22 protein-coding genes and 1 tRNA gene are annotated in these 25,303 nt (G+C 65.2%); 10 read left to right on the top strand and 13 right to left on the bottom strand.

All coding sequences use genetic code 11. From position 1 onward, the window contains the following. Positions 1 to 166 precede the first annotated feature (166 nt). The 12 genes from AC1DS6_RS32285 to AC1DS6_RS32230 form a co-directional block, all read right to left on the bottom strand. The gene (locus AC1DS6_RS32285) at positions 167 to 1,225 is read right to left on the bottom strand and encodes an aldo/keto reductase (RefSeq protein ID WP_441631272.1); all 1,059 of its coding nucleotides are present in this window, start codon (positions 1,223 to 1,225) and stop codon (positions 167 to 169) included. A 95-nt stretch (positions 1,226 to 1,320) separates the two neighbouring features. Then, positions 1,321 to 2,355 (bottom strand): quinone-dependent dihydroorotate dehydrogenase, encoded by a 1,035-nt coding sequence (locus AC1DS6_RS32280; RefSeq protein ID WP_441631270.1) that lies wholly within the window; start codon positions 2,353 to 2,355, stop codon positions 1,321 to 1,323. Between the two features lie 111 nt (positions 2,356 to 2,466). Next, positions 2,467 to 3,291: an arginyltransferase gene (locus AC1DS6_RS32275; RefSeq protein WP_441631268.1), complete on the bottom strand. Its 825-nt coding sequence runs from the start codon at positions 3,289 to 3,291 to the stop codon at positions 2,467 to 2,469. Between the two features lie 91 nt (positions 3,292 to 3,382). Continuing rightward, a complete protein-coding gene (gene aat, locus AC1DS6_RS32270; protein ID WP_441631266.1) occupies positions 3,383 to 4,129 on the bottom strand; it encodes a leucyl/phenylalanyl-tRNA--protein transferase in 747 nt (248 codons plus the stop codon). A gap of 28 nt (positions 4,130 to 4,157) precedes the next feature. Next, positions 4,158 to 4,742 (bottom strand): NUDIX hydrolase, encoded by a 585-nt coding sequence (locus tag AC1DS6_RS32265; protein WP_035860091.1) that lies wholly within the window; start codon positions 4,740 to 4,742, stop codon positions 4,158 to 4,160. A gap of 196 nt (positions 4,743 to 4,938) precedes the next feature. Next, positions 4,939 to 5,014 (bottom strand) — tRNA-Met (locus tag AC1DS6_RS32260). A 123-nt stretch (positions 5,015 to 5,137) separates the two neighbouring features. Continuing rightward, positions 5,138 to 5,890 (bottom strand): RES family NAD+ phosphorylase, encoded by a 753-nt coding sequence (locus tag AC1DS6_RS32255; RefSeq protein WP_441631264.1) that lies wholly within the window; start codon positions 5,888 to 5,890, stop codon positions 5,138 to 5,140. After that, positions 5,850 to 6,239: an MbcA/ParS/Xre antitoxin family protein gene (locus tag AC1DS6_RS32250; RefSeq protein ID WP_035860093.1), complete on the bottom strand. Its 390-nt coding sequence runs from the start codon at positions 6,237 to 6,239 to the stop codon at positions 5,850 to 5,852. Before AC1DS6_RS32250 ends, AC1DS6_RS32255 begins: the two co-directional genes overlap by 41 nt. Before the next feature lie 156 nt (positions 6,240 to 6,395). Then, on the bottom strand, positions 6,396 to 7,631 hold the full coding sequence (boxA, locus tag AC1DS6_RS32245) for a benzoyl-CoA 2,3-epoxidase subunit BoxA (RefSeq protein ID WP_477103933.1): 1,236 nt from the start codon (positions 7,629 to 7,631) through the stop codon (positions 6,396 to 6,398). 74 nt (positions 7,632 to 7,705) lie between these two features. Further along, positions 7,706 to 9,130: a benzoyl-CoA 2,3-epoxidase subunit BoxB gene (gene boxB, locus AC1DS6_RS32240; RefSeq protein ID WP_441631260.1), complete on the bottom strand. Its 1,425-nt coding sequence runs from the start codon at positions 9,128 to 9,130 to the stop codon at positions 7,706 to 7,708. Between the two features lie 78 nt (positions 9,131 to 9,208). Further along, entirely contained in the window at positions 9,209 to 10,891 is a 1,683-nt protein-coding gene (boxC, locus tag AC1DS6_RS32235; protein WP_477103932.1) for a 2,3-epoxybenzoyl-CoA dihydrolase, read from the bottom strand. Between the two features lie 134 nt (positions 10,892 to 11,025). Further along, on the bottom strand, positions 11,026 to 11,964 hold the full coding sequence (locus AC1DS6_RS32230) for a helix-turn-helix transcriptional regulator (RefSeq protein ID WP_441631256.1): 939 nt from the start codon (positions 11,962 to 11,964) through the stop codon (positions 11,026 to 11,028). Positions 11,965 to 12,186: 222 nt separating this feature from the next. On the opposite strand from AC1DS6_RS32230, the gene AC1DS6_RS32225 reads away from it, so the two are divergent. From AC1DS6_RS32225 to AC1DS6_RS32180, 10 genes are all read left to right on the top strand, one after another. Next, positions 12,187 to 13,821, top strand: a complete 1,635-nt coding sequence (locus AC1DS6_RS32225; protein WP_441631254.1) for a benzoate-CoA ligase family protein — start codon at positions 12,187 to 12,189, stop codon at positions 13,819 to 13,821. Between the two features lie 48 nt (positions 13,822 to 13,869). Further along, positions 13,870 to 14,685 carry an alpha/beta fold hydrolase gene (locus AC1DS6_RS32220; protein ID WP_441631252.1) on the top strand — a complete coding sequence of 272 codons (816 nt, stop codon included), beginning with the start codon at positions 13,870 to 13,872 and terminating at the stop codon, positions 14,683 to 14,685. Positions 14,686 to 14,830: 145 nt separating this feature from the next. After that, positions 14,831 to 16,012: an ABC transporter substrate-binding protein gene (locus AC1DS6_RS32215; RefSeq protein WP_045241734.1), complete on the top strand. Its 1,182-nt coding sequence runs from the start codon at positions 14,831 to 14,833 to the stop codon at positions 16,010 to 16,012. A gap of 137 nt (positions 16,013 to 16,149) precedes the next feature. Next, positions 16,150 to 17,016 (top strand): branched-chain amino acid ABC transporter permease, encoded by an 867-nt coding sequence (locus tag AC1DS6_RS32210; protein WP_441631249.1) that lies wholly within the window; start codon positions 16,150 to 16,152, stop codon positions 17,014 to 17,016. A gap of 4 nt (positions 17,017 to 17,020) precedes the next feature. Further along, positions 17,021 to 18,046 carry a branched-chain amino acid ABC transporter permease gene (locus tag AC1DS6_RS32205; protein ID WP_441631247.1) on the top strand — a complete coding sequence of 342 codons (1,026 nt, stop codon included), beginning with the start codon at positions 17,021 to 17,023 and terminating at the stop codon, positions 18,044 to 18,046. Then, positions 18,043 to 18,846 (top strand): ABC transporter ATP-binding protein, encoded by an 804-nt coding sequence (locus AC1DS6_RS32200; protein WP_441631245.1) that lies wholly within the window; start codon positions 18,043 to 18,045, stop codon positions 18,844 to 18,846. The genes AC1DS6_RS32205 and AC1DS6_RS32200 overlap by 4 nt, the downstream gene beginning before the upstream one ends. Next, a complete protein-coding gene (locus AC1DS6_RS32195; protein ID WP_441631243.1) occupies positions 18,843 to 19,553 on the top strand; it encodes an ABC transporter ATP-binding protein in 711 nt (236 codons plus the stop codon). The genes AC1DS6_RS32200 and AC1DS6_RS32195 overlap by 4 nt, the downstream gene beginning before the upstream one ends. Before the next feature lie 306 nt (positions 19,554 to 19,859). After that, the gene (locus AC1DS6_RS32190; RefSeq protein WP_035860122.1) at positions 19,860 to 21,761 is read left to right on the top strand and encodes a potassium transporter Kup; all 1,902 of its coding nucleotides are present in this window, start codon (positions 19,860 to 19,862) and stop codon (positions 21,759 to 21,761) included. Positions 21,762 to 22,082: 321 nt separating this feature from the next. After that, positions 22,083 to 22,328, top strand: a complete 246-nt coding sequence (locus tag AC1DS6_RS32185; protein WP_052686225.1) for an AbrB/MazE/SpoVT family DNA-binding domain-containing protein — start codon at positions 22,083 to 22,085, stop codon at positions 22,326 to 22,328. Beyond that, on the top strand, positions 22,328 to 22,750 hold the full coding sequence (locus tag AC1DS6_RS32180; protein WP_441631240.1) for a type II toxin-antitoxin system VapC family toxin: 423 nt from the start codon (positions 22,328 to 22,330) through the stop codon (positions 22,748 to 22,750). The genes AC1DS6_RS32185 and AC1DS6_RS32180 overlap by 1 nt, the downstream gene beginning before the upstream one ends. Before the next feature lie 140 nt (positions 22,751 to 22,890). On the opposite strand, the gene AC1DS6_RS32175 is transcribed toward AC1DS6_RS32180, so the two are convergent. Continuing rightward, a complete protein-coding gene (locus AC1DS6_RS32175; RefSeq protein WP_441631238.1) occupies positions 22,891 to 25,260 on the bottom strand; it encodes a Tex family protein in 2,370 nt (789 codons plus the stop codon). Positions 25,261 to 25,303 lie beyond the last annotated feature (43 nt).

The raw sequence follows: 25,303 nt of genomic DNA, 5'->3' as shown, positions 1-25,303 counted from the left end.
GCAGCGGATACGACGGCGATAAGCCTGCGAGGATACCATTTTCGAGACGCGATTTGCCCTGTTTTGCCCTGTTCTAGTGCGGCACTAGGGGAAAACGGCAGGACCGGAGCGCGCTGAGGGCGGCTCCGGTTGGCGCGCCGGCATCGGTGCGCGGAACGCGGGAAGTCTACTGGGCGGGGTTGTGAATCTCGGCGTGGATGTGGGCGATGGCTGCGGTTGCCGCTTCGGGCAGGGGCACCTGCCAGGCGTCGATGTTCTCGCGCAGTTGCTCCACCGAAGTGGCCCCGACGATCGTGCTCGCCGCGAACCAGCGCGAGTAGGCCCAGGCCAGCGCCAGCGTCGCCGGCGAGATGCCGTGCTCGCGCGCCAGCGCCACATAGCGGGCGGCGGCGGCCAGGCTTTCCTGGCGCAGGTAGCGCGGGCTCCAGTCGGGCGGGAAGCGCGTGAGCCGCCCTTTGGCCTGCGTGTCGAACACGGGATGCGCGAGATCGCCGCCCAGGTATTTCCCGGTGAGCTGCCCAAAGGCCAGCGGGCTATAGACCAGCAGGCTGACGTCGGTACGGAAGCAGGCCTCGTCCAGGCCCTGCTCGTAGCTGCGGTTGAGCAGGTTGTATGGGTTCTGGACCGTGGCGATGCGCGGCAGGCCGTGCAGCTCTGCCTGCTTGACGAATTCGGCCACGCCCCACGGCGTTTCGTTGGACACGCCGACGTAGCGGATCTTGCCCGCGCGTACCAGTTCGCCCATGGCTTCAAGCTGCGCCTGGACCGAGGCGCACTCGCGCTCGTTTTCCGGATTGAACTGCTTCTGCCCGAAGATGGGCGCGTTGCGAGCCGGCCAGTGGATCTGGTACAGGTCGATGTAATCGGTTTGCAGGCGCGCCAGCGAGGCGTCCACCGCCGCGCGGATGCTGTCCGGCGTCAGGTCGCTGCCGTTGCGGATCCACGGCATGCGCGCCGGGCCGGCGACTTTGGTCGCCAGCACGATACGGTCGCGCTGCTGGCGCTTGAGCCAGCTGCCGACGATGCGCTCGGTGCTGCCATACGTTTCGGCGCGCGGCTTGACCGGGTACATCTCGGCGGTGTCGATAAAGTTGATGCCGCGCGACACGGCGTAGTCGAGCTGGCTATGGCCTTCGGCTTCGGTGTTCTGCTCGCCGAAGGTCATGGTGCCGAGGCAGATGCGCGAGACCTGCAGGTCGCTGCGGCCCAGACGAATGGTTTCCATTGGCTATCCTTGTTAGGCGTTGACGCCCGGTATGGGGAGGGCGGCTGTGGTATCACCGGCTGCCAGCACCCTGGCAACCCCAATCGAAGCGCGCCTCAGCCGCGCAGGGCGGCGGCACATTCCTTGACCAGCACCGGTCCGCGGTAGATCAACCCGCTGTACACCTGTACCAGTTGCGCGCCGGCCGCAATCTTGGCTTGCGCGTCGGCGCCGCTGAAGATACCGCCCACGCCCACGATGGGCACCGCATCCCCAACCACCTCGCGCAGGCCCTTGACGACGCGCGTGGACGACTCGAACACCGGCCGGCCCGACAGGCCGCCGGCTTCCTCGCCGTGCGGCAGCCCCTTGACCGCGTCGCGCGCGATGGTGGTGTTGGTGGCAATCACGCCATCGATGCGGTGGCGCACCAGCGCATCGCCGATATTGCGGATCTGGTCGGCGTCGAGGTCGGGCGCGATCTTGAGCGCGAGCGGCACGTAGCGCTTGTGCTGGTCGGCCAGGCGCTGCTGCGCGTCCTTGAGCGTCGAGAGCAGGCTGTCGAGTTCACTCGCGCCCTGCAACTGGCGCAGGTTCTTGGTGTTGGGCGACGAGATATTGACGGTGACGTAGCTGGCGTGCGGGTAGACCCGTTCCAGGCAGTGCAGATAGTCATCCACCGCGCGCTCGATCGGCGTATCGGCGTTCTTGCCGATGTTCAGGCCCAGTACGCCGCCCTCGGCCTTCCAGCGCGACGCCTTGACGTTGGCGATAAACGCATCCACACCGCCATTGTTGAAGCCCATGCGGTTGATCAGCGCATCGGCCTGCGGCAGGCGGAACATGCGCGGGCGGGGGTTGCCCGCTTGCGCGCGCGGCGTCACGGTACCCACTTCGATAAAGCCGAAGCCGAACGCCGCCAGCCCGTCGATATAGGCGCCATCCTTGTCGAGCCCGGCGGCCAGGCCCACCGGATTGGGAAACCGCACGCCCATCACCGTGCGCGGGTCATCGGCGATGGTGTTGCCGATGCAGCCCGCCAGCCCCAGACGCTTGGCGCGCAGCAGGTTGTTGAGGGTGAAATGGTGGGCGTCCTCCGCATCCATCGAAAACAGGGCGGGGCGAAACAGGGGATAGAGCGCGTTCAGCACAGGGAATCAGCTTGGAAGTCGGGACCAGGACGGCATTGTAGCGGTTGGGCCGGAAGCGGTACTGCCGCGCAGGCGCGACCCGGCTCCAGCCGCCCCCCCGGATACCGGCCATCAAGTCTCCGGCGCTTCCTCGCCGGGCTGCGGCGGAACGATCGGGATGGCAGTGGGAGAGGCAACCGCGACCGCTTCCTGTGGCGAATCGAAGGGGCGCCACTGGTTGGCGGTCAGCACCTGCAGCGGCTGGTAGCGCGCCTTATAGGCCATCTTGCGGCTATCGGCGATCCAGTAGCCCAGGTACAGGTGCGGCAGGCCGAGTTCGCGGGCCTGCTGGATCTGCCACAGGATGTTGTAGGTGCCATAGCTGGCTTTGACTTCCAGCGGGTCGTAGAAGGTATAGACCGAGGACAGCCCGTCGTCGAGCACGTCGATCATGCTGACCATGCGCAGGCGGCCGGCCTCCGGCGAGCCCGGCGGTTCGCGGAATTCGACCAGGCGCGAGTTGACCCGGCTTTGCAGCAGGAACTGCTCATACTGGTCCCGGCTGTCCTGGTCCATGCCCCCACCGGCATGGCGCATCGACTGGTACAGGAGATAGAGCGAATAATGCTCTTCGACATAAGTCAGCGGCGCCACCAGGGCCTGCAGGCTCTCGTGCTGCCGCCAGGCCCGGCGCTGGCTGCGGTCGGGGCGAAACTGGTCCACCACCACGCGGCATGGCGTGCAGGCGCGGCATTCATCGCAATAGGGGCGGTAGGTAAAGATGCCGCTGCGCCGGAACCCGGCGCGGACCAGCCGCGAGTAGACGTCGGCATTGATCAGGTGGGCGGGCGTGGCCACCTGCGAGCGCGCCATGCGGCCATCGAGGTAGCTGCAAGCGTAGGGCGCCGTAGCGTAGAACTGCAGCGCGGAAAGGGGGAGTTCCTTTAGCTTGCTCATGTGTCTGCAACGGCCAGGGATGAAACAGCAACGCAGGTAAGCCGATGGCGCCGTGACCGGACGCTGCGCAGTGTGGCCGGAGGGGCGGGCCCTATGCCCGATCCTGAATCCGGGTCCATCTCTGCAGCACCGTCTTGTCGAAGCGCCACGGGTTGATATCCGGCTGGCGGGTGGCGATGCGGATATGGGCCGCGAACTCAGCACGCGGAATCGGACTCGCCCCGAGCGAAGCCAGATGATCGGTTTCCTGCTGGCAGTCTATCATCGCCACGTCGTGGTTGCCGAGGAACGCGCACAGCGCGGCCAGGGCAATCTTGGAAGCGTCCGTGCGCCGCGCGAACATCGATTCGCCATAGAACATGCGCCCGAGCGCCACGCCATACAGCCCGCCCGCGCGCTCGCCGCGGTACCAGCTCTCCACGCAATGCGCCAGGCCGTTACGGTGCAGCGCACCATAAGCGGCAATGATGTCTTCGGTGATCCATGTGCCATGCTGGCCCTCCCGCGGGGTCAGCGCGCAAGCCTGCATCACGGCGATAAAGTCGTCGTCGACGCGGATTTCCCAGTCGGGGTCGCGCAGCACGCGCTTGAGGGTCTTGCGGAAGGTGGCGGAAACCCGCAGCGCCTGTGGCGCCAGCACCATGCGCGGATCGGTGCTCCACCACAGCACCGGCTGGCCTTCGGCATACCAGGGGAAGATGCCTTGCCGGTAAGCCAGCAGCAGGCGCTGGGCCGACAACTCGCGGCTGGCCGCCAGCAGGCCGGGCGCGTCCGACCCGGGGCCGAGCGCACGCTCGACCGGCGGGAACGGATCATGCGGATCCAGCCAGGTGATCATGCGGGAGTGGCGGGCAACGCGCCCGTGTTCAGGGTTCGACCGTGGCCCGGCTGGTCAGCGGGCGCATCGGCTTGTCGATATCCAGGCTGTGCAGGCGGAAGGTGCCGTCCGTCAGCCGTCCCGCCGCGCGGTCAGCGAAGAAGCAGCGCAGCGAATGGATCACGGTGGGGAAGGCCAGTTCGTCCCAGGGCACGTCGGCTTCCTCGACCAGCTTCACCTCCAGGCTCTCCTCTCCCGCGGAGATATCGAGATCCTCCAGCGTGGCCAGGTAGAACATATGCACCTGATGCACATGCGGCACATTCAGGATGGAGAACAGCTCCCCGATCTTTACCCGTGCACCGGCTTCCTCGAGCGTCTCGCGGGCGGCGCCCTGCGCGGTGGTCTCGCCGATCTCCATGAAGCCGGCGGGCAGCGTCCAGAAGCCGTAGCGCGGCTCGATGGCGCGCTTGCACAGCAGGACCTTGTCCTCCCACACGGGAATGGTGCCGACTACATTGCGCGGATTGACGTAGTGGATGGTGCTGCAGTTGTCGCACACTGAACGCAGGCGCGAGTCGCCTTCTGGGATGCGCAGCACGACCGCATGGCCGCAGTTCGAGCAGAATTTCATGAGAGGCGTCCGGGAGGAATGGCGAAAGTGTATCACCGCCGATGCGGGCTGCCGGGGGTGCGATGCTAGTTTGGGAAAGGTCCGCGAACGGGGTGGCGGCCATGTAGAGAATTCGTCGCGCAAAAAACAAAAAACGCCCGGAGGGGCGTTGATTTGTTCTGCGTCCGACAGCCGGTCGCGTGGGTCTGCGTGGCTTTGGTTGCGGGGGCAGGACTTGAACCTGCGACCTTCGGGTTATGAGCCCGACGAGCTGCCAACTGCTCCACCCCGCGTCCGTCGAAGAAAAAGATTGTAAGGCAATTCCTTTTGTTGCGCAACAGCTAATTGCGTAACAATGGGAAAAGGCGCAAGACCATGCCCCTGCAACGCATGCCAGCGCGATGGCGCACCGTCATTCAGTCCTTGTCCGTGCCGTCCGGGCTGCGCTGCCACGCGCTGGCCGGGAACTGAAAACTGTCTCGCTGCAGCAGGTCGTCTCGCTGCCAGATGACACGGTCGGGACGTACCGTCAGCATCCAGGTGGTGGTCACGCGGGGGTTGGGTTCGGCGAAGGCGCGCGGCGTCAGCAGCGCGGCACAGGGGCCGTGTTCCGGGTCGCGTACCGAGGTGTAGCGGATCATGCCCAGGCCCGCCTCGCGCGCCACCCGGGCCAACGCCTGGCACGCATCGTAGCGGACGGGATCGGTCCACTGCGCCGCATCTTGCACGAAGGGCGGGGCGTCGAGCGCGATGCCGTCGGTGCGAACGCTGACCTGAAACAACGTGTGCGGGCGCGCATCGATGCGCGGCAGCGCGGGACTGTCGAGCAGGAAGCGCCAGCGCCAGTAGCCAAGCTCGGCGCAGGCGGTGCGGATATCGTCGGCGCCGTAGAACACGCCTGGATCCTGTTCGGCGCGAAAGCGCGAGCCCCACGGCGACGGGGGGTAGCGGAACGGCGTGAACAGCAGGTAATGGAGATGGCGAGCGTCGGCGGGCACGGCGGGCTTGCCGGCGTCGAGCACGGCTTCGAGCACTGCCTGTTCTTCCAGGCTGTCGACCAGCGGCATGGTCGAGACTACGTGCTGGGCCTCCACCGCGCGCCAGAGCGTGAGCGCAAAGGCCTTGCGCTCAGACGCGACCGCGGGTGGCATCCAGATAGTGAACGACACGTACCAGGCCCTCGGTTGTGCGGATCAGGTCGAGCGGTTTGCCGCCCAACGCCAGGTTTTCATTGGCAAGCCAGAGACGGGCCTGGTCGCTGTGTCCGAGGATGGCGTCGAGCGAGCGGAACAGGCGCACGAACAGCACGCCGAATTCCCATTCCTTGCGGTGCGCATCGAGCACATAGCCGCCGGATGCCATTCGGGAAACGGAGGCTGTGCTGATGCCCAGCACGTTGGCCACGCCTGCCTGGCTGATGCCGAGAAAGCCGGCGGCACGCATCACCGCCTTGGTGAGTGTGGTGCCGGGGTCCGGACTGCCGGCAGGAAGATGCTCGGGGACTTGCCTTGGTTGCATCGCCTCGCTCCTGTTTCTTCAGAAACATTATAGGCGGTTCGTTTCGTAAGGGAAGTAGTAAACGACGCCGCATCTGTAGGGTTTGGTGGCTTCGGCGGCGGCAAGTTCTCCGGCAATACGATATGTGGCCGGCCAGATTGCATTGGCCTGACAGGCCTAATAAGTCTCGATGTGGAGCCGTCCCTCCGCTTTCATGCGCGCCTCCAGTTCGGCCCAGGGAAGTCCCGCATCCGCGCACGCATCCCCGAACGCGGCGAGCACGCCGTCTTCCATGCCTTTGAGACCGCAGATATAGACATGGCCGTGCGGGTCGTTCAACAGGCCGGCCACGCGCGCGCCGGCATCCCGGATAGCGTCCTGCACATAGCGGCGTGGCTGGCCGGAGTCGCGCGAGAAAGCAAAGTGGATATCCAGGAAACTCGGCGGCAGTTTCATCAGCGGGCCGAAGTAGGGCAGTTCCCGCGCATTGCGCGCGCCGAAGAACAGCATGCGCTGCCCGGCGAAATGGTCAAGGTTGCGCCGCATGCGTTCGGTCATGGCGCGCATCGGTGCCGAGCCTGTGCCGGTGCAGATCATCATCACGCTGGCTTCGCGGTGGTTCGGCATCAGGAAGGTGCTGCCGAACGGGCCGACCACGCGCACCTCGTCGCCGCGCGCGAGGTCGCACAGGAAGTTGGATGCCACGCCGCGAACCGGCCGCCCCTCGTGGTCCTGCTCGACCCGCTTTACCGTCAGCGCGATGTTGTTGTAGCCCGGCCGCTCACCATCGCGCGGGCTGGCGATCGAGTACATGCGGATATAGTGCGGCTTGCCCGCCGCGTCGGTGCCGGGCGGCACGATGCCGATAGCCTGGCCTTCCAGTACCGGGAAGAAGTGCTGCCCGAAATCCAGCACGATGTGGTGGACGTCGCTCGACGCGTCGTCGGCGGTCAGGCGGTAGTTGCCGGCGACAGCGGCCGTGGCGGGAGCACGCACGCCGTGCAGGTTGACGTAGGGATGCGCGGCCGACCAAGGCGCCTTGGGCGAGGTATGCCCGCTGGTTTCCACCTGTTGCGCCTGCGGTTCCTGCGCACTTTCCGGCGCGGCCGGATCGGGCTGGCTCTCTGCCTCGCCGGTTGCCGGCAGCGGCGTGTGGCCAGGCAGTTCATCGCAGAGCAACTGCGCCGCGATCGGATAGGCCTCGCTTTTCAGTATGGTGCGCCAGTTGTCGATGGCACCGGTAGGGCACGGCGACAGGCAGGCGCCGCAACCATTGCATACGTCGGCCTTGACCACATAGTTGCGGTCGTCGTGGGTAATCGCGTCGATCGGGCAGGTGTCTTCGCAGGTGTTGCAGCGGATGCAGATTTCGGGGTCGATCAGGTGCTGCCTGATGATCTCGGGGGCGCCCATCTCTTGTCTCCTTGGCGTGCGGCGGGTCTGTTGCCGCCGCTGCGCCGAACGTTGCCGGTGGGTCAGTCGTTGCGTCAGTTGAAGCGCACGTACTCAAAGTCCATGGGCTGGCGGTTGACGCCGACCATCGGCGGCGCGATCCAGTTGGCGTACTTGCCGGGTTCGGTCACGCGGCCCATCAGCGAGGCAACGAAGGCGCGGTCTTCTTCCGTTGCCAGCCATTCACGTTCACTCGCCTGCCATTGGCCTTCGGTAAGCAATTCGCCCGCGGGCGAGACATGCACGTTGGCAAAGCTGCCGATCTTGCGGTTGAACGCCTTGTGCGGCACCGTCATGCGGAAGTCGATGCCGTGCTTTTCAATCACCTTGTTCCAGCGCGCCACGCCGCCGATGGAATCCTTGATGTAGTCGTCGCGCAGCACCTCGTTGAGCGCGTTGAGCATGGGTACCTCGCGCTCGCCCAGGCGGCCGTCCTGGATATCGAGGATGCGGTACACGTCGCCCTTGAGCACGTGGTCGTCGTTGCGCTTGCCTTCCTCGAAGCGGCCCTTGAGCCCGGCGCTGTAGAAGGTGGCGGCGTTGGACGACTGGTCCGCGCCGAACAGGTCGATCGTCACGCTGTAATGGAAGTTGAGATAGCGCTGGATGGTTTCGAGGTCGATCACGCCCGCCGCGCGGACCTCGGCCGGATCCCGGATATCGCGTTCGCGCATCACTTCGCAGGTGCGCTGGATCACGCGTGAGACGCCGGATTCGCCCACGAACATATGGTGGGCTTCCTCGGTCAGCATGAAGCGCGTGGTGCGCGCCAGCGGATCGAAACTGGATTCGGCCAGCGCGCAGAGCTGGAACTTGCCATCGCGGTCGGTGAAGTAAGTGAACATGAAAAAGGCCAGCCAGTCGGGCGTGCGCTCGTTGAAGGCGCCGAGGATACGGGGGTTGTCCTCGTCGCCGGAGCGGCGCCCGAGCAGCGCTTCGGCTTCTTCCCGCCCGTCGCGGCCGAAGTGGCGGTGCAGCAGGTAGACCATGGCCCACAAGTGGCGGCCTTCCTCCACATTGACCTGGAACAGGTTGCGCAAGTCATACAGGGAGGGGCAGGTCATGCCAAGATGGCGCTGCTGCTCGACCGAGGCTGGCTCGGTGTCGCCCTGGGTGACGATGATGCGGCGCAGGTTGGCACGGTGCTCGCCCGGCACCTCCTGCCAGGCCGCCTCGCCTTTGTGCTCGCCGAAATGGATGCGGCGCGCGGGATCGGCGGGCTGGAGGAAGATGCCCCAACGGTAGTCGGGCATCTTGACGTGATCAAAGTGCGCCCAGCCGGAAGGATCGACCGAGACCGCGGTGCGCAGGTAGACATCGTGCTGGTGCGAGCCCTCTGGCCCCATGTCGCGCCACCAGTCGAGGAAGGCAGGTTGCCAGTGCTCCAGCGCGCGCTGGAGCGCGCGGTCATCCGACAGGTTGACGTTGTTGGGGATCTTCTGGCTGTAGTCGATGCTCACGGGATGTCTCCTGGTTTTCTTTTTGTCTTCTATTTATCTTCTTTTGTCTTGTCGCGTGTTGCACTTGCGAGTGCCGGTTCAGACGCGGTCCCAGTCGAAGCGGGCCTTGTTGCCGGAGCCGAAGACTTTGAGCGCGCCGTGTTCGCCAATGGCATTGGGCCGGTTGAAGATCCAGTTTTGCCAGGCGGTGAGGCGGCCGAAGATGCGGGTCTCCATGGTTTCCGCCGGCCCGAAGCGCAGGTTCGCTTCGAGCCCGGTCAGCGCGTCCGGCGACAGGCTTGCGCGCTCTTCGATGGCGATGCGGATCTCGTCTTCCCAGTCGATGTCGTCGGGCGTGGCGGTGACCAGCGCCAGCGAGGCGGCGCTGATGGCGTCTAGCGGCGCGCCGGCATGGTCCTGCACGGCCTGGATCGCGGCCTCATCCTGGTAGAAGCGCGCGGCCAGCCGCGTCAGTCCGTTGACCATCGGGTAGCGGCCGAAGTTGGCAGCGCAGGCGAACAAGCGCGGCGCGTCGTCCGGCGCGTCGGGCAGGTGCAGCATATAGCTGCGGTCGGCAGCCAGCGCCAGTTCCAGCAAGGTGCCAGCAAAGCACGAGTCCGGTTCGATCAGCGCGAACAGCGTGCGGGAGGAAACTTCCAGGCGCGCCAGCGTGCGCCGCAGCATGCCGATGGTCTCGCGCACGAACCAGTGGCCGGCATGCGCTTCCAGCAGGGCATCGGTGGCCAGGACCTGATGCGGGTCGCCTTCGGTCTTGAGAATCCAGATGCCGATGTCGAGATGATTGGCGCGCAGCGTGAGGATGGCGTCGTCGAGCTCGCGCGCCATCTTCAGCGGCCACCAGTCGGCGCCAGCGGCGAGGATCTGGGCTAGCGTCTGCGGCTGCTGTTTGCGGGGGCCGAATACCGCTAGCGTTGCCTTGCGCGCAGCCGGGTCCAGGTGTACCTGGACGGTGTCATAGCGGTAGCCGTGCGCATCGTGGCTGCGCGACAGCGGCGTGAGCCGTACGCCCGGCTGGTCCGCGGGGCGGTCGCTGTCGGCGGCAAGCGCAAGCGCGCGCTGTTGTACGTGTTCGGCAAACCGCGCCGGTTTCACCACGGCATCGACCAGCTTCCACTCGAGTGCCCTCTGTCCGCGCACGCCCTCGGTGGTGGTGCAGAAGATGTCGGCATGGTCGCGCCGCACGCGGCGCTTGTCGGTGACGCGCGTAAGGCCGCCGGTGCCCGGCAGCACGCCGAGCAGCGGCACTTCGGGCAGGCTGACGGCCGATGAGCGGTCATCGACCAGCACGATTTCGTCGCAGGCCAGGGCAAGCTCATAGCCGCCGCCGGCGGTGGTGCCGTTGCAGGCCGCGATGAATTTCAGGCCTGAGTAGCGGCTGGCGTCCTCGATGCCGTTGCGGGTTTCGTTGGTGAACTTGCAGAAGTTCACCTTCCAGGCATGGGACGACTTGCCGAGCATGAAGATGTTGGCGCCAGAGCAGAAGATGCGTTCCTTGGCGCTGGTGAGCACCACGGTACGCACCTCGGGATGCTCGAAGCGGATGCGCTGCAGGGCATCGTGCAGTTCGATATCCACGCCGAGGTCGTAGGAGTTCAGCTTGAGCGCATAGCCGGGCCGCAGGCCGCCGTCCTCGTCGACATCCATGGACAGCGTGGCGACCGGGCCGTCGAACGCCAATTTCCAGTGGCGATATGTCGCGGGGTCGCGTTCGAAAGTGATGGGGGGATGCGCGGTGGTGGCAGGGACGGCCGGGGCGGACATTGTTGTCTCCTTTATGCACTATATTGTCGATCATCCTCTGTGATGAAATATAGTGCACAAATCCGGACGGCGCAATCCTTGTGCGATAACTTTCAGACCGGGCTGGCACGCCGGGCGGCAGCCAGCGCCGCCGCTCAGGTGCCCAGCACGCGGAGCTGGGCGCGCAGTGCCTGCAGGGAGGTGTTGGGATCCTGGCCGCTGGTGTCGATCGTCGCATCGGCGCGCGAGTAGAGCGGGGTGCGCGCCTGCAGGATGCGGCGCAAATCGTCCATGGCCTCCCGGTTGCCTTCCATCGGGCGCATGTCACCTTGCGCCACCACGCGCGCCATATGCTCCTCGGGCGAAGTCTTTACCCAGACCGCGTAGCAGCGCGCCAGCAGCAGGTTGAAGGTGGAGGGCTCCGAGACCAGGCTGCCAGGCGTGGCAAGCACCATGCGATCGTGCTCGCGCAGCACGCGTTCGAGTGCGCGCATCTCGTAGCGGCGGTAGGCCGCCTGTCCGTACAGCGAGTGAATCTCTGCCAGGCTGGCGCCGGCTTCCTGCTCGATGACGCCGTTCAGTTCGACAAAGGGTACTTCCATTGCCGCCGCCAGCGCCCGCCCGAGGGTGGACTTGCCCGCGCCGCGCAGCCCGATCAAGGTGATGCGGCGATGACGCAGGTCATGGGACGCCGACGGCGCCAGCGCGTAATGGCAGGCTTCGCGCACGCGCGCCAGGTCACCGGCGGGCAGTTGCGCCAGCCATTGCACCAGTTGCGAGAATTCGGAGGCCGGCTGGCCGCCGGGGGCATGCTGCGTTTCCATCTCCGCCAGCACCACCGGCAGGGGCACGTCGAGCGCGCGCGCGACCTGCCGCAGCAGCAGCACGGAAGCATTGCCGGTACCGGTTTCCAGGTTGGCGAGATAGCGCTCGGAAACCTCCGCGCCGCGAGCCAGGTCCTTGCGCGACATGCCGCGCGCAGCGCGCAGCGAGCGAATGCGCTCCCCGAGTTGCGTCAGGTAGGGATCGCGCTCGCCGGCAGGGCGGGAGTCGGAGGAGTCTGGGGCCAGCAGGGGATCTGGATCGCGGCGCATGGACGGCTTTTACGTGTCAATGAGATCCGGGAGGCATCCGGATCGGGGTTGCGATTATAAGGGACAGTACGCTCGTGTCATATAGTGCATTACTCTGCTTGCATAATAGTTGATATGCAATAAAATGCATCAACAAAAGAAAGAACAGAAGACACAACAAATACCTGACTCCGTTTCCCCATGACCAAGCTTGACCGGGGGACGGCATCGAGGAGTGGAGACATGACGCCCCCTGTTGCATCCCCGTCCCCGGTGGCCGGCGCGGGTTTGCCGCCGGCTGCCGTCGCAGTGCTGCCGGCACGGTACAACGCGGCCGCGGACCTGCTGACGCGCAACCTCACCGCCGCCCGCGCCGGCAAGCTCGCCTATGTGGACGATGCCGGCACGCTCACCTTTGCCGCGCTCGACCGGCGCAGCCGGTGTTTTGCCGCCGCGCTGCTGGCGTCCGGTGTGCGCCCGGAGGAGCGCTTGCTGCTGTGTGCCCTCGACACCATCGATTTCCCCACGGTCTTCCTCGGGTGCCTGCTGGCTGGCGTGGTACCCGTGGCCGTGAATACCCTGCTGACGGTCGACGACTACGCTTATATGCTGGAGCACAGCGGCGCGCGCGCGGTAGTGGTGTCGGCGCCGCTGGCCGCCACGATGCGCGAGGCTATCGGCAAGGCCGGCACGGATCCCGCGCTGATGCTGGCCGGCCCCGATGACGCATCCGCCGGCCCGGCGCCCAGCGTGGCCGGGATGGCAGGGCAGGGCGCGCCGCTGGAAGGCGCTGCCGCAACGCGACCGGACGACATTGCATTCTGGCTCTATTCGTCCGGCTCCACGGGGCGGCCGAAGGGCACCGTGCATACGCATGGCAACCTGTTTCATACCGCCGATCTCTATGCGCGCCAGGTGCTCGGCCTGCGTGAAGACGATGTGGTTTTTTCCGCGGCGAAGCTGTTCTTTGCCTATGGCCTAGGCAACGCGCTGACGTTCCCGCTCGCTGTTGGCGCCACCACGGTGCTGATGGCCGAGCGCCCCACGCCGCAGGCTGTTTTCCGGCGCCTGCGCGAGCACCGGCCCACGGTTTTCTGCGGCGTGCCGACGCTTTACGCAGGCATGCTGGCCGCAAGCGACCTGCCCGCGCGGGCGGACGTCGCACTGCGGCTTTGCACCTCGGCGGGAGAAGCGCTGCCCAAGGATATGGGCGATCGTTTCCAGGCGCATTTTGGTTGCGACATCCTTGATGGGATCGGCTCCACGGAGATGCTGCACATCTTTCTCTCGAACCGTCCCGGCGACGTGCGCTACGGCACCACCGGCAAGCCGGTGCCCGGTTATGCGCTGAAGCTGCTCGACGAAGCGGGTCAGCCGTGCGCGCCGGGCGAGATCGGCGACCTCTTTATCAAGGGGCCGAGCGCCGCGCTGATGTACTGGGGGAACCGCGACAAGAGCCGCGACACCTTCGTTGGCGAATGGACCCGCAGTGGCGATAAATACCTGCAGGATGCGGACGGCTATTTCATCTACGCCGGGCGCAGCGACGACATGCTCAAGGTGGGCGGCATCTATGTCTCGCCATTCGAGGTGGAGGCGGTGCTGGCGCAGCACCCGGCCGTGCTGGAGGCCGCGGTGATCGGCGTGACCGATGCCGACGGGCTGGTCAAGCCCAAGGGCTTCGTGGTGATGCGCCCCGGCCACTCGTGGCATGAGGACATGGCGGCGGAGTTGCAGGTCTTTGTCAAGTCGCGGCTGGCTCCCTACAAATATCCGCGCCAGATCGAATGCGTGGCCGAGTTGCCGAAGACGGCCACCGGCAAGATCCAGCGTTTCCGCCTGCGCCAGCGCGAGGAAGCTGCGCAGGCCGGGGGCTGAGAATCAAAGTCCAAGGCAAGAAACAAAGACATAGGCAAAGGCAAAAGCATGCAAAGCGAGTTGGTGGAAATTCCTTTCGACGGCCGCCGTATCCAGGTGGAAGTGCAGTGGCTGCGCCCGGACCGGCAGGAGCGCCCGCTGGTGGTCTTCCTGCATGAAGGGCTGGGTTCAATCAGCATGTGGCGCGACTATCCGGCCGCCCTGTGCGAGGCCGGCGATTTTCGCGGGCTGGTGCTGTCGCGCTATGGCTATGGCCGCTCCACGCCGCGTCCCGCGGAGGAAAAGTGGGGCGTCGACTTCATGCACCGGCAAGCGAGCGAGGCCTTGCCGGCGCTGTTTGATGCACTTCAGATCGGGCCCGGCCGCAGCCGCGGCATGCCCTGGCTGTTCGGTCACAGCGACGGCGGCTCGATCGCCCTGATCTACGCCGGCAGCTTCCCGCAGGCAGTCGACGGGATCACCGTGCTGGCGCCTCACATCATGGTCGAGGACGTGTCGGTGAACAGCATCCGGGCCACCCGCGAAACCTACCTGCAGACCGATCTGCGCAGCAAGCTGGCACGCCATCATGCCGACGTGGATTCGGCCTTCTGGGGCTGGAACGACATCTGGCTCGATCCCGCCTTCCGCGCCTTCGATCTGCGGCCCTTGCTGCCGCAATTGCGTTGCCCTGTGCTCGCCGTGCAAGGCGAAGACGACGAATACGGCACCATGGCACAGATTGAGGGTATCCATCGATATGCGCCACAAACCGTCCTGCTTAAACTCCCGCGATGCGGCCACTCGCCGCACCGCGACCAGCCAGGGCCGTTGACGGATGCGGCGGTCCGGTTTATAACGGCGCATACTTCATACCTAAAATAATTTCGCGCCCCCTGCACGTTAGCCTGCATTTCCAGCGATTCCGGCAGTTCGCGAAGTCCGCGATTGCCGCGAGTCGCCCGGAAGCCCGCAGGCCGGCGATGCCGGCCCAGGCGACGGAAGTCGGCTTGACCACCAGGAGACATCCATGCATCGCTTCACATCGCGCGGGCTGGCGCCCGCATGCCTTGCCATTGCTGCATCCTTCGCCTTCGCCGCGGGCGCCAGCGCCCAAGGCACCGGCAAGATCAAGGTTGGCTTCATGCTGCCCTACACGGGTACTTACGCCTCCCTCGGCAATGCCATCGAGAATGGCTTCAAGATGTACGTGCAGGAGCAGGGCGGCAAGCTGGGCGGGCGTGAGATCGAGTACTTCAAGGTGGACGACGAGTCCGATCCCGCCAAGGCGCCGGAGAACGCTACCAAGCTGATCAAGCGCGACCAGGTCGATGTGGTGGTAGGCACGGTACACTCCGGCGTGCAGATGGGCATCGTCAAGGTAGCCAAGGAAAACAACACGCTGCTGATCATTCCCAATGCGGGCGTGGACGAAGCCACAGGCCCGCTGTGCGGCCCCAATATCTTCCGTTCTTCGTTCTCCAACTGGCAGCCGGGCTATGCCATGGGCCACGTGCTGGCCGAACGCGGCATGAAGAAGGTGGTCACGCTGACCTGGAAGTACGCGGCCGGGGAGCAGTCGGTCAAGGGCTTCAAGGAGGCCTTCGAAGCCAAGGGCGGCAAGGTGGTGAAAGAACTGAGCCTGCCGTTCCCCAACGTCGAGTTCCAGGCGCTGATCACCGAGGTGGCGTCGATCAAGCCCGATGCGGTGTTCGTCTTCTTTGCCGGCGGCGGCGCCGTGAAGTTCGTCAAGGACTGGGCCGCGGCGGGCCTCAAGGACAAGATCCCGCTCTACGCCTCGGGTTTCCTTACCGACGGCACGCTGGAAGCGCAGGGCAATGCGGCGCAAGGCCTGGAAACCACGCTGCACTATGCCGATGGCCTGTCCAACGCGCGCGACAAGGGCTTCCGCCTGGAGTACGCCAAAACCTACAAGCTGCAGCCGGACGTGTACGCCGTGCAAGGCTACGACGCCGCCCAGCTGCTGGCCGCCGGCGCCGGCGCGGTGAAGGGCGACATGACCAAGAAGGCCGAGGTCATCAAGGCGATGGAGCAGACCAAGGTCGACAGCCCGCGCGGCGCCTTTACGCTGTCGAAGGCGCACAATCCGGTGCAGGATTTCTACCTGCGCAAGGTGGACGGCCGCGAGAACAAGGTCGGCGCGATTGCCGTAAAGGGGCTGGCCGATCCGGCGCGCGGCTGCCGTCTCTGAACGGTTGAATGCTGTGGCCCGGCGCCGCTCCCGCGGCACCGGGCAGAAGTCCGGCCCGCCATGCCGTGTCCCGTCCGGGCCGGTAGCGGCGGAGCCGCATACCGCAACCGAGTTGCCGCTTTGCCGCATGGATATCCATGGATATCGTTTCCTTCTTCATACAGTGCCTTAACAGCATCCAGTACGGTTTGCTGCTCTTCCTCGTGGCGAGCGGCCTGACCCTGATCTTCGGCATCATGGGCGTGATCAATCTTGCCCATGGCAGCTTCTACATGCTGGGTGCCTACCTGGCCTTCACCCTGGCCGGGCTGACCGGCAACCTGTTGATCGCCATCCCGCTGGGCATCGTGCTGGCGGTGGCATTCGGCTATGTGCTGGAGTGGGTGTTTTTCAGCTACCTCTACGAGCGCGAGCATCTGCAGCAAGTGCTGATGACCTACGGCCTGATCCTGGTGTTCGAAGAGATGCGCAGCATCCTGGTGGACGACGACGTGCACGGCGTGACGGTGCCGGCGATGCTCGACTGGGCGCTGCCGATCGGCAACGACATGACCTATCCGGTCTATCGCCTGTTTATCTCGGCGATTTGCCTGCTGGTGGCCGCGGCCTTGTACCTGGTGATCCGCCGCACGCGGCTGGGCATGATGATCCGCGCCGGTGCGACCAACCGCGAGATGGTGCAGTCGCTGGGCATTAACGTCACGGTGCTGTACCGCTTCGTGTTCGCCCTCGGGGTGGCGCTGGCGGTGCTGGCCGGCATGATCGCCGCACCGGTGTCCTCGGTCTATCCCGGCATGGGCGGCCAGGTGCTGATCGTGTGCTTCGTGGTGGTGGTGATCGGCGGCATCGGCTCGGTCAAGGGGGCCATGGTGGCCTCGCTGCTGCTGGGCTTTGTCGACACATTCGGCAAGGTGTTCTGGCAGGAGGCCTCCGGCGTGCTGATCTACCTGTTGATGGCACTCATCCTGCTCTGGAAACCCCAGGGCTTGTTCAAGGCGGGGTAAGGATATGCCGAGCGATATCAACGCACTGGACCGTCCGCTGCGCGCGCGTGGCGGGTCCGCGCACTTGCTGGGCGGCCTGGGATGGCTGGCGGCCTTTGCCGTGCTGGCGGTGCTGCCGCTGCTGCTGAATGCGGACGGGCAACGTTTCTATATCGAGTTGCTCAGCAAGGTCATGATCATGGCCATCTTCGCGCTGTCGCTCCAATTGCTGATCGGCTACAGCGGGCTGGTCAGCCTGGGTCACGCCGCCTATTTCGCCATGGCCGCCTATGCCACCGCGATGATGGCGCCGCAGGCCGGGCCGGGCAATGGCTGGCTCTTGCTGCTGGGCGCGCTTGGCGCGGCGGCGCTGCTGGCGCTAGTGGTGGGCGCGCTGGTGCTGCGCACGCGCGGCATCTATTTCATCATGGTCACGCTCGCCTTCGCCCAGATGGTGTACTTCGTGTTCCACGACACCAAGATCGCAGGCGGCAGCGACGGCACCTATATCTATTTCCGGCCCGAGTTCGGCTTGTTGGGGGCGCGGCCGTTCGATGTCAACGACGTCACGCATTTCTACTGGCTGGTGCTCGGCGCGCTGGCGCTGACGGTGGCCGGCCTGGCGGTGGTGCTGCGCTCGCGCTTCGGCCATGCGCTGGTGGGCATCAAGCATAACGAGCAGCGCATGCGCGCCGCCGGCTACGCCACCTACCGCTATCAGCTCGGCGCCTTCGTGGTGGCCGGCACGTTTGCCGGCCTGGCGGGCTATCTGTATGCCATCCAGTATGGCTTCGTCAATCCGGAGATCGCATCCTGGCACCAGTCCGGCAACGCCATGCTGATGGTGATTCTGGGCGGCGCCGGAAGCCTGGCCGGGGCGGTGCTGGGCGCCTTTTCCTTCGTGTTGCTCGCGGAATGGTTCAGCACGCTGACGAAGCACTGGCAACTGCTGATGGGCGGTTTCGTCATCGTGGCGGTGGCCTTGCTGCCACATGGACTGGTCAGCCTGGCGCGCGGGGTTGCGCGCCGGCGCCAAGGGGGATCCCGATGAATGCACCTGTCTTGTCGGCCCGCAAGCTGACCCGCCGCTTCGGTGGCCTCACGGCGGTGGGCGACGTGGATATCGACCTCGCCTTGCATGAGATCCACGCGGTGATTGGCACCAATGGCGCGGGCAAGTCGACGCTGATCAATATGCTGTCGGGCGAACTGCCGCCTTCGTCGGGCAGGCTGCAACTGCAGGGGCGCGACGTGACCGGCTGGTCGCAGCCGCGCCTGGCGCGCGAAGGCGTTGGCCGCAGCTACCAGCGCAACAATATCTTCCTGCCGCTGACGGTGCGCGAGAACTGCCGGCTGGCGGCCCAGTCGCGCGCGCAGCGGGCCTGGCGGCTGTGGGAAGACGCGCAGCGCTGCCGCACCAGCCGCGCGCTGGGCGACGAGGCGCTGGAGTGCGCTGGCCTGGCGGGTTGTGCCGATACCGTCGCCACGGCCTTGTCGCATGGCCAGAAGCGTCAGCTCGAGGTCGCCATGTGCCTGGCCACCCAACCTACCGTGCTGCTGCTGGATGAGCCGCTGGCGGGCATGGGCGCGGAGGAGTCGGCGCGCATGCTGGCCCTGTTGCGCTCGCTGCGCGATGGCCATGCGGTATTGCTGGTCGAGCACGACATGGAGGCGGTCTTCTCGGTCGCCGACCGTATCACTGTGATGGTCAACGGCGCCGTTATCGCCTCGGGCGAACCGGACGCGATCCGCGTCAACCGCGAAGTCCAGCAGGCTTATCTTGGCGAAGAGGGCGAGGAGGGGGGGGCGACCCCCGTGCAAGCGGCGCCACGCAGGGAGCAAGCGGCATGAGCGCGATGATTCAAGCGAGCGGCGTGCACGCCTGGTATGGCAGCAGCCATGTCCTGCGCGGGGTCGATTTCAGCGTTGGCGCGGGCGAGACCGTGGGATTGCTTGGGCGCAACGGCATGGGCAAGAGCACGTTGCTGCGCACCTTGCTGGGCCATGTGCGGCAGCGCGAGGGAACCATTCTTGTCGCCGGGCGCGACGTTTCGCGCGCGCAGCCCTATGAGGTGGCGCGCCTGGGAGTGGCCTATGTGCCCGAAGGGCGTGGGATTTTCCCCAACCTCTCCGTGCGCGAGAACCTGGTGATGGCGGCGCGCAAGGGCCCGTCAGGACGGCTGGACTGGGACGAAGCAAGGGTGCTGGATCTCTTTCCGCGTCTCAAGGAGCGCCTTGGCCATGGCGGGCAACAGCTTTCCGGCGGCGAGCAGCAGATGCTGTCGATCGGGCGCGCCCTGATGACGAATCCCGATTGCCTGATCCTGGACGAGGCGACCGAAGGCCTGGCGCCGCGTATCGTCGCCGAGATCTGGCAGGTCATCGCCACCGTGCGCGCCACCGGCATTGCCTCCGTGGTGGTGGACCGCAACTACCGCACGGTACTGGCTAATGCCGACCGCGTGGTGGTGCTGGAGAAGGGCGCGGTTGTCATGAACGGTCCCGCCGCGGAACTGGCGGTGCAACCGGGCCTGCTGGATCGCTATTTAGGTGTCTAATTGTGCCTAAATCGACACAAATTGTGGTGGTGTAGCAACGGCAAGACGCATGCATGGCTCCGCCAGGTTTGTGGTTCAAGGCGCGCAAAGCGCTTGACCGGCCGGGACTTCCCTCTCATGCTTGACGCGTCATCAGCATATGGCGGGTTTCCAGGCGGGACGCTCCCAGTGGTCGCCACCCGGCACTTCATCTAGAATGGCGCGCGTTTGTGCAATGCAATAGCGGCGCGTTGCCGTTGCGCCCGATCAGGCGCACGCGCCGTGTGCCGAGGGCGTTGCGCGAGCCCTTCAACCAGACCTTTATCCATGACCCAGCCCGCAACCACCAGTCATTATTTTGTAGAAAGTCCCAGCAGGCGCGCGCTGGTGATCGGGGCAATCGGTGTCGTCTTCGGCGATATCGGTACCAGTCCGTTGTATGCGTTGAAGGAGTGCTTCAGTAGCGAGCATGGCATTCCCTTCAGCGACGCGGCCGTGATGGGCATCATTTCCATGCTGTTCTGGGCGATGATCATCGTGGTGTCGCTCAAGTACGTGATGTTCGTCATGCGGGCCGACAACGACGGCGAGGGCGGCATCCTGGCCCTGATGGCGCTGGCGCTGCGCACCGCCGCGCCGCGTTCGCGGATGGCGAAACTGCTGATGATGTTCGGCATCTTCGGCGCCTGCATGTTCTATGGCGACGCGGTGATCACGCCCGCGATCTCGGTGCTGTCCGCCGTCGAGGGCCTGGAAATCGCCGCGCCCGGGCTTTCTCACTTTGTCATACCGATCACCCTGGTGATCCTTGTGGCCCTTTTCATGATCCAGCGCAGCGGCACCGCCGCGGTGGGCAAGCTGTTCGGGCCGATCATGATGGTGTGGTTCGTGGCGCTCGGCGCGCTGGGCGTGTATCACATGGTGCATGCGCCCGGGATCCTGATGGCGGTGAATCCGTACTATGGGGTCATTTTCCTGATGGAGCATTCGCTGCAGGCCTTTGTGGTGCTCGGCTCGGTGTTCCTGGTGCTGACCGGCGCGGAAGCGCTCTATGCCGATATGGGCCACTTCGGCATCCGTCCGATCCGCATGGGCTGGTTCGCGGTGGTGATGCCGTGCCTGATGCTCAACTATTTCGGCCAGGGCGCCATGCTGCTGCAGAATCCCGAAGCCATCAGCAACCCGTTTTACCTGATGGTGCCGCAGCCTTTGCTGATCCCCATGGTGCTGCTGGCCACCTGCGCGACGGTGATTGCCTCGCAGGCGGTGATCTCGGGTGCCTTCTCGCTGACCAGCCAGGCCATCCAGCTTGGCTTCGTGCCGCGCATGCGCATCCGCTATACCTCGGACGCGGAAATCGGCCAGATCTACCTGCCGGTCATCAACTGGCTTCTGCTGGTGCTGGTGGTGATCGTGGTGGTGGCCTTCAAGAAGTCCGACAATCTGGCGGCTGCCTACGGCATCGCGGTGACCACCACCATGGTGATCACTACTTTCCTCGCCGCCGTGGTCATGCGCAATGTGTGGAAATGGAACCCGGTGCTGGTGACGCTGATCGGCCTGACGTTCCTGCTGGTCGACCTGGCCTTCTTCTCCGCCAACCTGCTGAAGATCGCCGAGGGCGGCTGGTTCCCGCTGCTGATGGGCGGCAGCGCCTTCTTCCTGCTGATGACCTGGCACAGCGGCCGCAAGCTGCTGCGCGCGCGCAGCCTGGAGGATGGCATTCCGCTCGAACCCTTCATCGGCGGCCTGCTGGCTCACCCACCGCACCGGGTCGAAGGGACGGCCGTCTTCCTGACCGGCAATACGGAGTCGGTGCCGGTCTCGCTGCTGCACAACCTCAAGCACAACCGCGTGCTGCATGAACGCGTGGTGTTCCTGAGCTTTGTGACGCGCGACGTGCCCTACGTGGACGACGATCATCGCCTCACGTGCAAGGACCTTGGCGGCGGCGTGTTTATCCTCAAGTCAGAATACGGCTTCAAGGAAACACCGGACGTGCAGCGGGTGCTGGACCTGGCCCAGCGCAAGCTCAATATGCAGTTCGAGTTGATGGAGACGTCGTTCTTCATCGCACGCGAGTCGGTCATTCCTTCAAAGCTGCCGGGCATGTCGATGTGGCGCGAGAGCTTGTTCGCCTGGATGCATCAGAACGGCGCCAAGCCTTCGGATTTCTTCCAGATCCCGGCCAACCGGGTGGTTGAGCTTGGTACCAAGGTGGAGATCTGACGCCAGGTTTGAGGGCTCGCATGCGCTGACGAGCCACGGCCGTGCAAACTGAATGTTTGATGCCCTATGGCTACAAGATCCGTCAATTCCTGGATCTTGTAGCCATAGGGCATCTTTTTTTGGTTTGATGTCTGTTGTTCACGACCCACCGGGTGGCGGTTGGCTAGTCTGTGCGCGGGACCGACCTCCGCACGTTTCGGATGGCCTGGGTGCTTCTGCCGCATCGGTAGCCGGCGCACGTTTGCTCCTGGCTACAGGTTGCCCCGGAATCAGCGATGCGCTAGTATGTATATACGTTAATGTATATCAAAGGGGGCGACGGTGAACCTGCAAATCGCGAAATGGGGCAATAGCCTCGCGCTACGTATCCCCGCTGATTACGTTCGCCACGCTGGTCTCAAGGAGGGCGACCAAGTGCAGGCCAACCTGACCGTGGATGGCGGTATAAGCATTCGTGCGGCCAAATGGGACCGGAAGGCTTTCGCGCAAGAACTGGAGTCGACTCGCGAGGCGATGCCGATGACGGAATCGGTCATGAAGGAGTTGCGGCACGGAGCGCGCTACTGATGGTGTACGTTGACACGAGTGTACTGGTGGCGCTCTGCGTGAATGAGCCAATGAGTCCCGCTGTTTCGCAGTGGTACGCGGCGTGTACCGAAGAAATGGCCTCTGCCGCGTGGTGTGTTACCGAATTCGCGAGCGCCCTTGGCATCAAGCAGCGGACAAAACAACTGTCGGTCGAACAGGGGGCATCTGCATGGCAGGCATTCGAACGCCTGTGTGCTGGCGACCTACAGTTACTGCCAGTCGAACCGCAGACATTCCATCGCGCTGCAGTGCTAACCCTGGATGCGTCCGCGGGGCTCCGTGCGGGCGATGCGCTGCACCTTGCATCTGCGCTGGATGCCAAGGCTAAGACCATGGCGACGCTCGATGACGTGCTGGCCCGCAATGCGAAGCGAATGAAGATTAATCCGCTCGCGTTTTGAGCGCCGCCTGGCGGGGCGCTCCTTATCGCCTACCTCGCAGATTCACATCTCCAAGGGGTAACTCCGTCATAATGCCGCACACGCGACAAAAGAAGCCCCTGTGCATGGCACAGGGGCTTTTATCCACGGGCGCCTGACGCTCAGCGCTTGAGCTTGGCGAACGCCGCCGCCATCGCGCCGGACGGCTCCGCTTCGCGGCGCTGGCCGCCGAAGCCCTTGCCCTGGCCGGGGCGCTGTCCCTGTCCCTGGCGCGGCCCGTTGCCGCGGTCCGATTGTCCCGCGCGGACCGGGCCCTGGCCGGGCTCGTCGTCCAGGCGCATGGTCAGGCCGATACGATTGCGCTTGACGTCCACCTCCATCACCTTGACCTTGACGATCTGGCCGGCCTTGACCGCCTCGTGCGCGTCCTTGATGAACTTGGTGGAGAGGGCGGAGATGTGGACCAGGCCGTCCTGGTGCACGCCGATATCGACGAATGCGCCAAAGGCTGCGACGTTGGTGACCACGCCTTCGAGCACCATGCCGGGTTGCAGGTCCTTGATGTCCTCCACGCCGTCCTGGAACGTCGCGGTCTTGAACTCGGGACGCGGGTCGCGGCCGGGCTTCTCCAGTTCGGAGAGAATGTCGCGCACCGTCGGCAGGCCGAAGGTCTCGTCGGTGAAGGTCGTCGGCGACAGGCCGCGCAGCGCGTCGCGGTTGCCCATCACGTCGGGCAGGCCCTTCTTGATATGGTCGAGGATGCGCTTGACCACGGGGTAGGCCTCCGGGTGCACCGAGGAGCGGTCCAGCGGATTGTCGCCATCATTGACGCGCAGGAAGCCGGCGGCTTGTTCGAATGTCTTGTCGCCCAGGCGCGGCACCTTTTTCAGCGCATCGCGGTTGGCGAACGCGCCGTTGGCATCGCGGTACTCGACGATATTGCGCGCGAGCACGGTGTTCAGGCCCGATACGCGCGCCAGCAGCGGGGCCGAGGCGGTATTCACGTCCACGCCCACGGCATTCACGCAATCCTCCACCACGGCGTCCAGCGCGCGCGCCAGTTCGCGCTGGTTCACGTCATGCTGGTACTGGCCCACGCCGATCGACTTCGGGTCGATCTTGACCAGCTCGGCGAGCGGATCCTGCAAACGGCGCGCGATCGAAACCGCACCGCGGATCGACACGTCCAGATCGGGGAATTCCTTGGCCGCCAGTTCCGATGCGGAGTACACCGAGGCGCCGGCTTCGCTGACCACGATCTTGGTCAGCTTGGCCTCGGGCAGCTGTTTCATCAGGTCCTGCACCAGCTTGTCGGTCTCGCGGCTGGCCGTGCCGTTGCCGATCGAGACCAGCATCACATTGTGCTGCTTGGCCATGCGCGCCAGCGTGGCGAGCGAGCCGTTCCAGTCGCGGCGCGGCTCGTGCGGGTAGATGGTGGCGGTGTCGATGAGCTTGCCGGTGGTGTCGACCACGGCCACCTTGCAGCCCGTGCGGATGCCCGGGTCGATGCCCATCACCGACTTCGGACCGGCCGGCGCGGCCAGCAGCAGTTCGTGCAGGTTGCGGCCGAACACCTTGATGGCTTCGCTCTCTGCGGTTTCGCGCAGTTGCGTCAGCAGCTCGGTCTCGAGGTGCGGCTGCACCTTGACGCGCCAGCACCAGCGGCACACGTCGGCCAGCCACTTGTCGGCGGGACGGTTCTGGTTCTGGATGCCGACGTGGCGGGCAATCATGCCTTCGCACGGGTGCGGCACCATGGCGTCCTGTTCCTCGCCCAGGCCGAGCTTGACCATCAGCACGCCCGCATTGCGGCCGCGGAACAGCGCCAGCGCGCGGTGCGACGGAATGGTGCGGATGGTCTCGCTGTATTCGTAGTAGTCGCGGAATTTCTCTTCCTCCGCGCCTTCCTTGCCTTCCATCACGGACGAACTCACCATGCCGTTGTTCCACAGGTGCTCGCGCACCTTGCCGAGCAGTTCGGCGGTTTCGCCGAATTGCTCCGACAGGATGTCGCGTGCGCCGTCGAGTGCGGCCTTGACGTCGGGCACGCCGCCATCGGCGGTGGGATTGCCGTTGACATACCTGGCGGCCTCGGTCTGCGGGTCCAGCGTGGGATCGGCCAGCAGGGCAAGGGCCAGCGGCTCGAGCCCGCACTCGCGCGCGATCTGGGCACGGGTGCGGCGCTTGGGCTTGTAGGGCAGGTACAGATCTTCCAGGGCCTGCTTGGTCTCGGCGCCTTCGACGGCCGCGCGCAGTTCGGGCGTCAGCTTGCCTTGCTCCTCGATGGAAGCGAGGATGGTGGCGCGGCGCTCTTCCATCTCGCGCAGGTAAAGCAGGCGCTCTTCCAGGTTACGCAGATGCGTGTCGTCCAGGTTGCCGGTGACCTCCTTGCGGTAGCGCGCAATGAAAGGCACGGTCGCGCCTTCGTCGAGCAGTTCCACGGCCGCGGCCACCTGGCGGGGTTGGACGGAGAGTTCGGCCGCGATGAGCGACACGATCTTTTGCATGACGGAAGCTGGCAGATTGGACATCAGGAAAACAGTCGGTCGAAAGCGGGGCATTTTGCCACAAGCT

This window comes from Cupriavidus sp. 05L310 (assembly GCF_056398185.1).
This window is presented reverse-complemented; position numbering and strand designations above follow the sequence as displayed.

Coding starts and splice junctions, on each gene's coding strand:
- AC1DS6_RS32285 (WP_441631272.1), bottom strand. CDS start 1,225: ATGGAAACCATTCGTCTGGGCCGCAGCGACCTGCAGGTCTCGCGCATC.
- AC1DS6_RS32275 (WP_441631268.1), bottom strand. CDS start 3,291: ATGAGCAAGCTAAAGGAACTCCCCCTTTCCGCGCTGCAGTTCTACGCT.
- aat (WP_441631266.1), bottom strand. CDS start 4,129: ATGATCACCTGGCTGGATCCGCATGATCCGTTCCCGCCGGTCGAGCGT.
- AC1DS6_RS32265 (WP_035860091.1), bottom strand. CDS start 4,742: ATGAAATTCTGCTCGAACTGCGGCCATGCGGTCGTGCTGCGCATCCCA.
- AC1DS6_RS32250 (WP_035860093.1), bottom strand. CDS start 6,239: ATGCAACCAAGGCAAGTCCCCGAGCATCTTCCTGCCGGCAGTCCGGAC.
- boxA (WP_477103933.1), bottom strand. CDS start 7,631: ATGGGCGCCCCCGAGATCATCAGGCAGCACCTGATCGACCCCGAAATC.
- boxC (WP_477103932.1), bottom strand. CDS start 10,891: ATGTCCGCCCCGGCCGTCCCTGCCACCACCGCGCATCCCCCCATCACT.
- AC1DS6_RS32230 (WP_441631256.1), bottom strand. CDS start 11,964: ATGCGCCGCGATCCAGATCCCCTGCTGGCCCCAGACTCCTCCGACTCC.
- AC1DS6_RS32225 (WP_441631254.1), top strand. CDS start 12,187: ATGACGCCCCCTGTTGCATCCCCGTCCCCGGTGGCCGGCGCGGGTTTG.
- AC1DS6_RS32220 (WP_441631252.1), top strand. CDS start 13,870: ATGCAAAGCGAGTTGGTGGAAATTCCTTTCGACGGCCGCCGTATCCAG.
- AC1DS6_RS32215 (WP_045241734.1), top strand. CDS start 14,831: ATGCATCGCTTCACATCGCGCGGGCTGGCGCCCGCATGCCTTGCCATT.
- AC1DS6_RS32210 (WP_441631249.1), top strand. CDS start 16,150: ATGGATATCGTTTCCTTCTTCATACAGTGCCTTAACAGCATCCAGTAC.
- AC1DS6_RS32205 (WP_441631247.1), top strand. CDS start 17,021: ATGCCGAGCGATATCAACGCACTGGACCGTCCGCTGCGCGCGCGTGGC.
- AC1DS6_RS32200 (WP_441631245.1), top strand. CDS start 18,043: ATGAATGCACCTGTCTTGTCGGCCCGCAAGCTGACCCGCCGCTTCGGT.
- AC1DS6_RS32195 (WP_441631243.1), top strand. CDS start 18,843: ATGAGCGCGATGATTCAAGCGAGCGGCGTGCACGCCTGGTATGGCAGC.
- AC1DS6_RS32190 (WP_035860122.1), top strand. CDS start 19,860: ATGACCCAGCCCGCAACCACCAGTCATTATTTTGTAGAAAGTCCCAGC.
- AC1DS6_RS32180 (WP_441631240.1), top strand. CDS start 22,328: ATGGTGTACGTTGACACGAGTGTACTGGTGGCGCTCTGCGTGAATGAG.
- AC1DS6_RS32175 (WP_441631238.1), bottom strand. CDS start 25,260: ATGTCCAATCTGCCAGCTTCCGTCATGCAAAAGATCGTGTCGCTCATC.